The following is an 11,539-nucleotide window of genomic DNA, read 5'->3' as shown; positions in this document are numbered from 1 at the left end:
CCCTTACAACATGAAGATGCAAGAGATAGAAGAAAGGATTAGCCGGGAGCTTCAGAAAGCAAAGCTGCTCCAACCAGAGAAGATAAGCAACATCCTCCAGTACATGGAGCAGCAAATAAGTGTACCCTTATAATAAGGTAATGGGAGTAAGTAGTTATAAAGTTTATATTTTTTTTAGTTATTCCTCGCGGGTCATCAGCTTGGTGAACGACAGGGAACCTAACTTCCAACTGCCGTTTTCCTGCACATACACCTCCGTCACCATAAACGGATTGGTCACCTCATTACCCCCAACCACTGCCAGAAGTGTGATTCTGTTTAACAAAATGGCCGTGTTGCCCATCACCTTCACCGACGCTTCATGGATATCCGCTTTCTTATAATGGATACCCCCGCTTTTGATGATGTCGAGCTCCCGGTCTTTGCCCCAACTTCCTCCCATATGCACGAACACAGATTTATCGAGAAAGAGATTGGCCAAGGTGTCCACATTTTGGTCGGCCATCCACTGCCATTTCCGCTTTGAAAGGTCCAATATTTTCTGTTCTTCATTCGTAGTATCCATTTCAGGGGGATTGATGCTGCTATATTCCTCCTCACTTACCCTCTGCAGCCACTTGGTCTTCCCTTTTCGAGCCGGTGAAACCGCCACATACGCGAATGCGCTTTCCGGTGCGGCCGCGTGCCAGTGCTCCACCCTCGGGAGGCACTTGATCACATCCCCCTTATGGACGATTTGAGCCGGCTTGCCTTTTTCCTGGTAATAGCCGGTGCCTTCAGTAATAAGAAGAATTTGCCCGCCCGGATGAACGTGCCAGTCTAACTTGGAAGCGGGTGCATAAGTGGCAGCGGCAATGCTGAAGTTGAAGTTTTTATCAGGTTCATTTAATTCATTGAGCCATATAGTCCCGGTGTAATTATCAGTGTTATTCCCTATCTCACCTTTCGGAAAAACGGAACTGTCCTGCGCCTTTACCTGGGTAAAAAGAGCGAAGGCGAGCAAAACAGGTATAAACAGTATTCTTTTCATGGCATTTTAGCTAATTGTTCGTTTTGATTTCCATTTTAGGTATAACTGCACTGGTCACGGAGACGGCGGCTTCGGTATAAAATTTTGTTTGAACGAATACACGAGGCTCAGGCTCCAGATAAAGTCTTTGTCACCTGGTATGGTGGTATGTATGGTTTTGTTCACAAGACACGACAAAGACAGCGGCACGTTTTCTTTCGCCAGCGTAAAAACAGAAGTCAAGTACTTCCCGTCCTTTCCATCCTGGTTGAGGTAAAAGACTTGTGGGTTTACCCGGGCATAAAACCGATGCGCAAGAGGTATATGATAAAAGTTGGCGTTAAGCGTAACGAAATGCGTGTTCTTTACAGTCCCGTCGTCAATGCCTCTGGAGTAGAGGTAATAGCCGCCAACGCTGCTATTTTTCCCCACAAAATAACTGGGCGACAGCTCACCGGCAAGATAGCGCCGCGCCACAATGTTTTCGGAGGGGACACTGTTTATTGACAACGGGGTGGACCTGAAGTTCAGGCCCAGGTGAGCCCCGGTGTTCATGCGAAACCTGCCTTGATTAACCAATTTTGCCCTACCCCAAAAAAGCATGGTCCACGGTTTGCCATCCATCCCAAAACGTATGTCAGGGTCAAAGGAAAACCGTTCCCCGCCAAGTGACGCAAGCAACAAGACAGCCGGTTTTCCCAAAGAAAAACTGGGCACCAGCGAGATGCCGTTGTTTGTGATGCTGGCAGCGCCCGAAAAGTGGTAATTCGTTTTGGCACTATCAGCCGTTTGCGCAAAAGACGTCAGCGAAAGGCTTAAATATAGGAAGACTAAAAGAGCGTATTTTATTTTCATCAATATGTCTGTTTCGCTATAGATCGCCGAACCAATGCGCGGCCGTGACGCCACCGTCCATCAGAAAGTCGCTACTTCCCTTTTCAGCGTTGCAATCGTCCTACCGGTTCACCATCTTTTGCAACTGCTCGGGATAACGGTTGCCCTGTATGTCTATTCTGGCAACAGCCTCACTGATTTCCTGTAAGTCTCTGGCAGAAAGCGTAAGGTCTGCTGCCCCAAGATTCTCTTCCAGCCGGTGCAATTTGGTGGTGCCCGGAATCGGCACGATCCACGGCTTTTGCGCCAGCAGCCAGGCAAGGGCTATCTGGGCAGCCGTTGCATTCCGCTCATTCGCCATCTTGCCAAGCAAATCGACCAAGGCCTGATTGGCTTTCCGGTTCTCTTCAGAAAAGCGTGGGACAATGTTGCGGAAATCACTTTTGTCGAACGCAGTATTCTCGTCGATTTTACCGGTCAGAAAACCTTTCCCTAAAGGGCTGAAGGGCACAAAGCCAATCCCGAGATCTTCCAGGGTGGGCAGTATTTCCTGCTCGGGTTCCCGCCACCACAAAGAGTACTCGCTCTGCAGCGCCGTGACCGGTTGCACCGCGTGCGCCCTCCTGATCGTGTCTGCCCCGGCTTCGGAAAGCCCAAAATGCTTGACCTTGCCCTCCTGAATCAGCGCTTTCACGGTGCCGGCCACCTCTTCGATAGGCACGTTGGGGTCCACGCGGTGCTGGTAGAACAAGTCGATTACGTCTGTTTTCAAGCGTCTGAGCGAGGCCTCAGCTACCGCCCTGATGTTTTCCGGTCGGCTGTCCAGCCCCAGGGCTGTTTTGCCTTCCCTGAAACCGAATTTTGTGGCAATGACCACGTTGCTGCGAAAAGGCGCTACTGCTCCGCCGAGCAGCTCTTCGTTGGTAAAAGGTCCGTACGCTTCCGCCGTATCAAATAAAGTGACGCCTTTCTCGTAGGCGGCACGAATGAGTTTAACAGCCTCCTGCTTATCGGTTGCAGGGCCATACCCAAAGCTAAGTCCCATACAGCCCAGACCAAGCGCGGATACTTCCAGGCCACTTTTGCCTAATATTCTCTTTTGCATCGTTTATACCTAATAATGGTTCGCTCTTTCAACTATACAAAGGTGCTGGTTTCCTGCAAGCCCGTTGGTATACAGATTACGGATAACGCTACCATAATTACTGATTGGGGCGGGCACATGAAGGAAGGGATGTATAAAACGTTAATTTTGAATGACAACGCGCATTATTGATATGGAGAACATCAGACGATTTGAGACAGTCAGTGACTACAACGCATTCAACAACAACGAGACGCTGCACCCGCTGGTGAGTGTGGTGGATTTGTCGAAGGCAAGCCCCAGGCAGGCCTCCAATATGTATTTTGGGTTTTATACCATCTTTTTGAAGGAAGTCAATTGCGGAAACCTGCGGTATGGCCGGCACACCTACGACTACCAGGAAGGGACGCTGGTGTTTATTGCACCGGGGCAGGTGGTAAGCGTCGACAACACCGGGGAGACGTACCAACCGAAAGGCACTGCGCTTATCTTCCATCCCGATCTGATACACGGAACGCCACTTGGGCGGCACATGCAGGACTATACTTTCTTTGGCTACCAGTCGAATGAGGCCCTTCACTTATCAGAGCGCGAGCGCAAGATCATACTGGATTGTCTTTCGAAGATTGAGTACGAGTTAGAGCATGCCATCGACAAGCACAGCAAAAGACTGATTGTATCCAACATTGAGCTTTACCTGAACTACTGCATCCGTTTTTACGACCGCCAGTTCATCACCCGCGACAATGTGCACAAAGGTATTTTGGAGAAATTTGAGAAACTACTGAACGACTATTTTACATCCGACAAACCGCAAACGGTAGGCCTGCCCTCCGTGAGTTACTGTGCAGAGGAGTTATACCTTTCGGCCAACTATTTTGGCGACCTGATTAAAAAAGAAACAGGCAATACCGCTCAGGAATATATTCAGACGAAAGTAATTGACCTGGCGAAGGAAAGAATGTTTGAGCCCGGAAAATCGGTCAGCGAAATTGCCTATGCGCTGGGGTTTAAGTACCCGCAGCATTTCAGCCGCTTGTTTAAGCAACGCGAGGGCTATACCCCCAATGAGTACCGCACCATGAGCTAACAGAATCAGGCACAAACAGGTATAACCTGTAAAATTGGTAGGTAATGCCGTAATACTGGTAAAAGCTTTCTTCCACGGGCAGCTAATTTTGTAGTGTTATGGTATCAAGCCCTTTCATATGAACATTGCCTTCACTCGCGTCTAGCGTGTGTAAGAAATAACCCGATGCTTCAGGCACACATCCGTTTCAGATTTCCTAATCATACCTGAATGGAAGAGATGCGAGCGATATGATCAAGCAAAGTTATACCGTTATCAAATAGATTCTGCTCATGTGGAAGTGCAAAATAACCCACCCCTACCCCTGCCAAGAGGGGAATTACACTACTTTAAAGGCAAGGCTGTGTGCACTCACCAATTGATATTGGTATTAGTTCTTGAAAATGGTAGTAGAATCCGTTTGTGCATGCGTATACCGGCAAAACAAAAGGCCGCTCCAGATAGTATGGAGCGGCCTTTTAGAATCACTGGGTTTATACCCTATGCTATTACGCTTTCTTCACGTCAAAGCGGTCGAGGTTCATCACCTTGTTCCAGACTTTCACGAAGTCTTTTACAAACTTCTCATTGGAATCCGAACAAGCATAGTGTTCTGCGATAGCGCGCAGCTCTGAATTGGAACCGAAAATCAGGTCCACACGGGTACCGGTCCATTTCACTTCCCCGGTTCTGCGGTCACGTCCTTCAAACTCTTTATCAGCCTCTGAGATAGCCTTCCAGGTGATACCCATGTCGAGCAAATTCACAAAAAAGTCATTGGTCAGGGTCTCCGGCTGCTGTGTGAACACACCGTGCTTCGAATGATCGTGGTTGGTGTTCAGCACGCGCATCCCCCCGATCAGAACGGTCATCTCAGGCGCCGTAAGCGTCATCAGTTGTGCACGGTCAATCAGCATCTCTTCGGCTGATGAAGAGATGTGGTCATGGTTCCCAAAATAGTTGCGGAATCCATCCGCGTTAGGCTCCAGCGCATCGAAGGCATCCACATCGGTTTGCTCCTGCGAGGCATCTGTACGCCCGGGCATGAACGGAACTGTAATATCAAACCCGGCGTTTCTGGCTGCCTTCTCAATACCGGCACAACCACCCTGCACGATCAGGTCGGCGATGGAAACCTGCTTGCCGCCGCTTTGGGCATCGTTGAACTCCTTCTGGATCTGCTCATAGGTTTGCAGCACTCCCTCCAGTTCTTTGGTATTGTTGACTTCCCAATACTTCTGAGGGGCCAGACGGAGACGTGCACCGTTTGCACCGCCTCTTTTGTCCGAACCACGGAAGGTAGACGCAGACGCCCAGGCAGTAGAAACCAACTGCGCTACAGACAGCCCTGAATCCAGAATTTTGCCTTTCAGCGAAGTGATATCGCTTTCGTTGATCAGTTCGTGATCAACAGCCGGAACAGGGTCTTGCCAGATCAGTTCTTCCTGCGGCACTTCCGGACCCAGGTAGCGGGCAATCGGACCCATGTCGCGGTGCGTCAGTTTATACCATGCACGGGCAAAGGCATCGGCAAACGCATCCGGGTTTTCATGGAAGCGTCTGGATATCTGCTCATAGGCAGGGTCCATTTTCAGCGAAAGGTCAGTTGTCAGCATGAAAGGCGCGTGCTTTTTCGACGGATCGTGTGCGTCCGGAACAGTGCCTTCGCCGGCCCCGTCCTTCGGCTTCCACTGGTGGGCACCGGCCGGGCTCTTGGTTAGCTCCCAATCAAAGCCAAAAAGATTGTCAAAGAAATCATGGCTCCACTGGGCCGGGGTGGTTGTCCAGGCACCTTCCAAACCACTGGTAATGGTATGCTCGGAATGGCCTTTCCCGAAAGAGTTTCTCCATCCTAGGCCCATCTCCGCAATGCCAGCACCTGCAGGCTCCACGTCAACGTAGTCGCGTGGGTCTGCGGCGCCGTGTGTTTTACCGAAAGAGTGGCCGCCCGCAATCAGGGCAACGGTTTCTTCGTCGTTCATCGCCATACGTCCGAAGGTCTCGCGGATGTCATGGGCCGCCGCAACCGGATCAGGGTTACCATTTGGCCCCTCCGGGTTCACATAGATAAGGCCCATGTGTGAGGCTGCAAGCGGACTTTCCAGCACACCACCAGCGTGGCGTTCCTTGTTCCCCAGCCATTCGCCTTCTGATCCCCAGTAAATATCATCCTCGGGCTGCCATACATCCTCCCGGCCACCGCCAAAGCCAAAGGTCTTGAAACCCATCGACTCCAGCGCGCAGTTACCGGCCAGAATCATCAGGTCAGCCCAGGATATCTTCTTTCCATATTTCTGCTTGATAGGCCAAAGCAGCAGGCGTGCCTTGTCGAGGTTTGCATTGTCGGGCCAGCTGTTGAGAGGGGCGAAACGCTGTGAGCCGGAGCCTGCCCCGCCACGGCCGTCCTTGATACGGTAGGTACCCGCGCTATGCCAGGCCATACGGATGAAAAACGGGCCATAGTGTCCATAATCCGCCGGCCACCAATCCTGCGATTCTGTCATCAGGTTATACAAGTCCTGCTTTACCGCCTGAAGATCGAGGGTCTTAAACTCCTCCGCATAATTAAAATCCTCCTCCATGGGGTTAGCCATAGGAGAATTCTGATGCAGTATTTTAAGATTCAACATGTTTGGCCACCAATCGCGGTTTGACCTGCCGCTGCCAGCTGTGAATTGCATCGCACCGCCCAGGAATGGGCATCTTCTGGACTCGTTGGTATCCCATACGGGCGTGTTGGGCGCTACATGTCTGTCTTTTTTATGTTCCATAGTAAAATGTTAAAAATTAAGTTGTGTATATGGGTGTTTGCCCTGAAGCAACACCTTATTGAGTTAAATTTACTTGATTTCAGGCCTAAACGCTAATTTTTTGGATTCGAAAGATTCTATCTCACATAGACAGAATCTATAACTATTGTATTTCTGATATTCAAAGTCCGATTGATATTCAGGCAAAAAAGAAAGCCAACCATTTGAGAAGTAACTATTTTAAAGTATTCTACGCTTTAACAGCTCAAGTTTTTTCTCAATGATTGCCTATGCTACAATTACGGAAATTTACTGCCTGGAATTTGACGCCACCACCAGGCCTTTTCTGCTGGGCAAGCCCTCCAAGCGCCCGCCCGTCATGAACAATAGCGAGGTGGTCTGCATCTACCTGCTCTTTCACCTGGGCGGTTTCAGGTGCTTCAAGCACTTCTACCTCTTCTATGTGCAGCGCCACATGCAGGGCGAGTTCCCCCGCACCGTCTCCTACAGCCGCTTTGTGGAGCTGAGCCAAAGCGTGCTCCTGCCGATGAGCGTCTTTCTCAAGGCCTGCTGCCTGGGCACCTGCACAGGCATCTCCTTTGTGGACTCGACCCCCATCCGCGTCTGCCACAACAAGCGCATCAAGCGAAACAAGGTGTTCAAAGACATCGCCCAGGTGGGCAAGTCCACCATGGGCTTTTTCTTCGGATTCAAGCTCCAAGTGGTGATCAACGACAAAGGGGAGATCTTCAATTTCGCCCTCACTTGAGGCCAACGTCGACGACCGGGAGCCGCTCAGGAACGAGCCGTTCATGCGGGCCGTGTTCGGCAAGCTCTTCGCCGATAAGGGCTACATCTCCCAGAAGCTGACAGATATCCTTTTCACCGACGGTATCCACCTGGTCACCGGAATCCGAATCAACATGAAGAACAGCCTCATTAGCCTCTCCGACAAGATCGTGCTCCGCAAGCGCCCGGTGATAGAAACGGTCAATGACGAGCTGAAGAATATCTGCCAGGTGGAGCATTCCCGCCAGGCAGTGAAACTTGTGCTGCCTCAGTATGGCTTGCTTCTCCACTCTTAGCCCACTCCTAGCTGCTGATAGTTCGCGTTACTCACTCAATTATATGATTGCAAACTGCCTTGCAGTTGAATTTATCTTAGCTAACTACAGAAAATTTTTTAAGCTAAAAAACACAAAAGTCCAAGACAATAAAATAGTCATTTACCTGTTTTATTCAGTTCCTCTCTTTTCTATTCTTATAGCTAGAAAGGCCCTCAAAAACAATTCAAGTAAAATCTCATTAAAAACGAAGAAATCACTCATAAGAATAGTGCAATTTCAAAATTTTATTTTTTTTTATTTACACACAAAATACACCCATTCACTAAATTTATATCGCCTTAATTCATTAAAAAATAAAGCGTTAACTTTTATTTTAACCTAACTTATACTTGTTACTTCAAAAAAGCATTTATATTTGCAGACGTAAACAAATTCAAAATGTACAATTTACATAATGAAAAAACCCTTAAAAAAGCTTAGCATAAACTGACATATGGACAACAATATTGAAATGTCATATATCGTTAAACTATATTTTTTATTTGCATAATACAATTTAATTTCAGTTAGTAATTTACCCAATTATTGTACTTTAATCAGTGTTTTTATCACCTTATTTTCATTTATTAAATCTTACCATGAATTTTAAATTAAAAAGCATTTTCACCCCTTTGCTAGTTGGAGCAGTAGTAGTTTCTTGTGAGCAAACTGATATTGAAGAAGTGAAACCAGAGGCTGCATTTACTGCTGAAACAAGTGCCTCAGCAACTTCTGCCAATTTGCTATTTGAAGAGACATTTGAAGGCAGTCAATATTTCTCTGGAGCAAGAAAGCAGTTTGGCACGGATTACGCTTTTTCAGTAGCAACTAACCCTATATTTTCCGGATCAAAATCAGGTCGATTTGAGCTCCGTGACACAGACCCCATTACCAGCGGCGGTACAAGATCAGAAGTGCTCTTTCCAGAGCAGAGCAACCAGGACAGGTGGTATGCCTTTTCCGTCTATTTCCCGAGTAAGTATTTCCAGAAAGACAGTAAGCAAGATGTAATTAGCCAGTGGCACCAGGGTGGCGGGAAAAACCCTTCTTCTTCGTTGAGAATACTAAATGACAAGCTCGTTTTTGATGTAAGGAAAGATCCTAGCAGTGCCAATAAGCTATACATGGGCGCACTAATAAAGGATGCCTGGCAAACGTTCGTTGTTCACATCAAACATTCTCACAACTCTGACGGCCTGGTGGAAATCTGGCATGATGGGAAAAAGGTGATCAATTATGTTGGCGCTAACAGCTATGATTCCTCATTCGATAACCCGAGATGGAAAATGGGAATTTACAAGTCTGACTGGAACTATGATGAAACCACAGACACAGACCATCGGGTGCTTTACTTCGACAATGTGAGGATGGGTAGCGAGAAGGCGACCTATGCAGAAATGGCCGCCGGCGCTAAATCAGGTAGTGATACCCCTCCTACTGAGCCAACACCTACTGAGCCAACACCAACCGAGCCGACGCCAACTGAGCCGACCCCAACTGAGCCGACCCCAACCGAGCCGACCCCAACCGAGCCGACCCCAACCGAGCCGACCCCAACCGAGCCGACTCCCAATGAGCCAGTGCCAACCACACCAACTGAAAATGTGCAGCGAATAGTAAGTTTCACCTTGATAAACGCAGACACTGAGGAAGATGTATTGACCATAACAGATGGGGCCACGATTCAGCTAAAATCACTTGGCTTAAAGCGTGTAGCTATACGTGCGAATTCTTCACCTTCAACGGTAGGCAAAGTTAAGTTTGAATTAAGCGGGGCTGAGTCTCGACGATCTTCAGATTCCGATTTCCCGTATGCGCTATTTGGCGACAACAAAAAAGGAAACTACTACTACGGTAACTGGAATCCACCGACCAAAGGCAACTATACCTTGACGGCAACTCCTTATGCTGACGAAGACGATAGCAAAACTGCTGGCGCTTCACACACGATTAATTTTACGATCAATTAATCTTACGATTAGGAGATAACTAAATTAATGGCTAACTGCCTGGAGGCAGCTAGCCATTAATTTACCAAACAGTTAGCACTAAAACACAAGCAGCTTCTGTATTTGATGCCTGAATCCGTTCAACATCAATTCAGAGGCTGTTTGTGTTTAATAGTAGGTTTTGATTTACTCCTCAACAAACTAACAAATATGCTCACCCTCTTAAGCACACAATCCTCTTACCAGATGGTAGCGTACCTCAGAATAAATTAATATCACAAGAAAACTATATGATTTGAACTGACCGCCCCCTCTAACTCGACTTTAGCTAAAGTGCCGTCTAACTTTTTTAAATACCTAAAAGCACATTTTCTTTGCTTGCGTCTGGGTGCACTGCTTCTTCCCTTGTAGCGAAGGATAAATTTTTCAATTCGTATTTAAACTTAAATTTTTGAAGGCTCAGCACCACGTACATAAATCCTGCAAATCCAATCAACATCTCATTTATTTCAGAAAGTCTCCTTATGAAAAATCCTGTATGGTGTTCGAATGGGAAAAAATCATGGTACAGGTCTACACTTGTTATTGCAACTATGGTGAAGAAGAAGGCAGAAAGAACCATTGGGACCCGCATTGGATTTAGAGCGTACAGGTAAAAATAGGTGCCGATAAGCCCCCCCAAGCCAAAGATAAGATGAAAATATTCTGAATTACCCTGTATGCCTTCCAGGTTATGCAATGTCACTTCCTTTTGCTCATTCATTTCCTTAAAGGCGTCTGGGGTTTCAAAACCAAGCAGCTGTTGTCCCCAAGAAATCTCTTCCATCGCAATCACAAATAGGGCTATTGCATACCCGGTGTAAAGCGCCCAGATAGCTACTTTTTCATGTTTCGATTTTAAGTACCAGGCCAAATACCCTCCAATGACACTCCCAAATATCAGAAATACAAACGTGAGAAGTTCCGCTGGGTGATTTTCTTTTGATACCCATAGCGCTAACTTGTAAGTAACCGGAACAAACCACGCCACACAAAACCCGACCGCAATAAGCACCGGAGCCAGCAAAAGTAACCAAACCAGTTTGCGTTGCAGTTTGTAAGCCTCACGCTCCTTTTCAAACACGCCTTGTAGTTGTTGTAAATAGTTTCTCATCTGTTCGAGCAATTTAAAGTATGGGCAATGACATTCGTGTGTAGAAGCAGTTAAGCTCTAGGTTCCTAGGACCTGACGGAGAGAAGCGAGAATCAGTATTACTTTGATTATTGGAAAGTAATGATAAGCGGCTAACTTAAACTGAACTCTATATATATTGAAAGTTTTTGAGTACTTGCTGAAGTGAAGTTAGCATTCAAACGCTAGTTGTATCGGGCGGCTTAGCGCTATACATGTATAATGAAGACTTATTTAGCCTCTCATTAAAAACATAGACTAGTCGTGATTATTAACTTACGGACACGATTTAATTTGACATAAATAAGAATCAATTAAACCGTAAACAAAAGTGTTTGAAGGGTAGACACATTTAATAATAGGGTATAAGCGTCAAATCAACGCTGCTCGTATAGCGTGTGCCAGCACTGCAACTCAGTAACACTGCACGAAACTTTAAGAGTATAAGCAGAAATACAAGCGCCATCCTAGACAGCCAAAATAGCAAAAAGTATGATACCTCGATTGAGTTAGACCACGAAGCGCACTTTGTTAGTTGAATTAAGCTGCCATCTGATACAGGTTAGC

The 11,539-nt window shown here is 47.1% G+C and carries 10 protein-coding genes; 5 read left to right on the top strand and 5 right to left on the bottom strand.

All coding sequences use genetic code 11. The features are described 5' to 3' along the window. Nucleotides 1-178: 178 nt before the first annotated feature. Both MKJ04_RS22545 and MKJ04_RS22540 read right to left on the bottom strand, forming a co-directional pair. Nucleotides 179-1,030 carry a DUF4440 domain-containing protein gene (locus MKJ04_RS22545; RefSeq protein WP_241644439.1) on the bottom strand — a complete coding sequence of 284 codons (852 nt, stop codon included), beginning with the start codon at nt 1,028-1,030 and terminating at the stop codon, nt 179-181. A 54-nt stretch (nt 1,031-1,084) separates the two neighbouring features. Beyond that, complete coding sequence (locus MKJ04_RS22540) at nt 1,085-1,564, bottom strand: hypothetical protein (protein WP_241644437.1); 480 nt, start codon at nt 1,562-1,564, stop codon at nt 1,085-1,087. A 79-nt stretch (nt 1,565-1,643) separates the two neighbouring features. Between MKJ04_RS22540 and MKJ04_RS22840 the strand changes: the two genes are divergently transcribed. Next, on the top strand, nt 1,644-1,775 hold the full coding sequence (locus MKJ04_RS22840) for a hypothetical protein (protein WP_262918127.1): 132 nt from the start codon (nt 1,644-1,646) through the stop codon (nt 1,773-1,775). Nucleotides 1,776-1,964: 189 nt separating this feature from the next. Here the strand turns inward: MKJ04_RS22840 and MKJ04_RS22535 are convergent, their stop codons facing one another. Beyond that, a complete protein-coding gene (locus MKJ04_RS22535) occupies nt 1,965-2,948 on the bottom strand; it encodes an aldo/keto reductase (RefSeq protein WP_241644435.1) in 984 nt (327 codons plus the stop codon). Nucleotides 2,949-3,120: 172 nt separating this feature from the next. Here MKJ04_RS22535 and MKJ04_RS22530 point away from each other — a divergent pair, with 172 nt between their 5' ends. Then, the gene (locus MKJ04_RS22530) at nt 3,121-4,017 is read left to right on the top strand and encodes a helix-turn-helix domain-containing protein (protein WP_241644433.1); all 897 of its coding nucleotides are present in this window, start codon (nt 3,121-3,123) and stop codon (nt 4,015-4,017) included. Nucleotides 4,018-4,505: 488 nt separating this feature from the next. Here MKJ04_RS22530 and katG read toward each other — a convergent pair whose 3' ends face one another. Then, a complete protein-coding gene (katG, locus tag MKJ04_RS22525; RefSeq protein ID WP_317246739.1) occupies nt 4,506-6,767 on the bottom strand; it encodes a catalase/peroxidase HPI in 2,262 nt (753 codons plus the stop codon). Between the two features lie 259 nt (nt 6,768-7,026). Here katG and MKJ04_RS22835 point away from each other — a divergent pair, with 259 nt between their 5' ends. The 3 genes from MKJ04_RS22835 to MKJ04_RS22515 all read left to right on the top strand — a co-directional run bounded on the left by MKJ04_RS22835 (nt 7,027) and on the right by MKJ04_RS22515 (nt 9,822). Next, nucleotides 7,027-7,515, top strand: coding sequence for a transposase (locus tag MKJ04_RS22835; RefSeq protein ID WP_262918126.1), 489 nt, complete (start codon nt 7,027-7,029; stop codon nt 7,513-7,515). Nucleotides 7,516-7,558: 43 nt separating this feature from the next. Then, the gene (locus MKJ04_RS22830; RefSeq protein WP_262918125.1) at nt 7,559-7,831 is read left to right on the top strand and encodes a transposase; all 273 of its coding nucleotides are present in this window, start codon (nt 7,559-7,561) and stop codon (nt 7,829-7,831) included. A gap of 620 nt (nt 7,832-8,451) precedes the next feature. Beyond that, on the top strand, nt 8,452-9,822 hold the full coding sequence (locus MKJ04_RS22515) for a polysaccharide lyase (protein WP_241644432.1): 1,371 nt from the start codon (nt 8,452-8,454) through the stop codon (nt 9,820-9,822). A gap of 328 nt (nt 9,823-10,150) precedes the next feature. On the opposite strand, the gene MKJ04_RS22510 is transcribed toward MKJ04_RS22515, so the two are convergent. Beyond that, nucleotides 10,151-10,954: a hypothetical protein gene (locus MKJ04_RS22510; protein ID WP_241644430.1), complete on the bottom strand. Its 804-nt coding sequence runs from the start codon at nt 10,952-10,954 to the stop codon at nt 10,151-10,153. Nucleotides 10,955-11,539: the final 585 nt, after the last annotated feature.

It is taken from the genome of Pontibacter sp. E15-1, from assembly GCF_022601975.1.
GTDB lineage: Bacteria > Bacteroidota > Bacteroidia > Cytophagales > Hymenobacteraceae > Pontibacter.
Note: the sequence above shows the minus strand (reverse complement) of the source record. Positions and strands in the feature narration are given on the sequence as shown.

What these genes read in the sequence shown, in the direction of transcription:
- MKJ04_RS22545 (WP_241644439.1), bottom strand. Translation starts at nt 1,030, where the DNA reads ATGAAAAGAATACTGTTTATACCTGTTTTGCTCGCCTTCGCTCTTTTT.
- MKJ04_RS22540 (WP_241644437.1), bottom strand. Translation starts at nt 1,564, where the DNA reads ATGAACACCGGGGCTCACCTGGGCCTGAACTTCAGGTCCACCCCGTTG.
- MKJ04_RS22840 (WP_262918127.1), top strand. Translation starts at nt 1,644, where the DNA reads ATGTCAGGGTCAAAGGAAAACCGTTCCCCGCCAAGTGACGCAAGCAAC.
- MKJ04_RS22535 (WP_241644435.1), bottom strand. Translation starts at nt 2,948, where the DNA reads ATGCAAAAGAGAATATTAGGCAAAAGTGGCCTGGAAGTATCCGCGCTT.
- MKJ04_RS22530 (WP_241644433.1), top strand. Translation starts at nt 3,121, where the DNA reads ATGGAGAACATCAGACGATTTGAGACAGTCAGTGACTACAACGCATTC.
- katG (WP_317246739.1), bottom strand. Translation starts at nt 6,767, where the DNA reads ATGGAACATAAAAAAGACAGACATGTAGCGCCCAACACGCCCGTATGG.
- MKJ04_RS22835 (WP_262918126.1), top strand. Translation starts at nt 7,027, where the DNA reads ATGATTGCCTATGCTACAATTACGGAAATTTACTGCCTGGAATTTGAC.
- MKJ04_RS22830 (WP_262918125.1), top strand. Translation starts at nt 7,559, where the DNA reads ATGCGGGCCGTGTTCGGCAAGCTCTTCGCCGATAAGGGCTACATCTCC.
- MKJ04_RS22515 (WP_241644432.1), top strand. Translation starts at nt 8,452, where the DNA reads ATGAATTTTAAATTAAAAAGCATTTTCACCCCTTTGCTAGTTGGAGCA.
- MKJ04_RS22510 (WP_241644430.1), bottom strand. Translation starts at nt 10,954, where the DNA reads ATGAGAAACTATTTACAACAACTACAAGGCGTGTTTGAAAAGGAGCGT.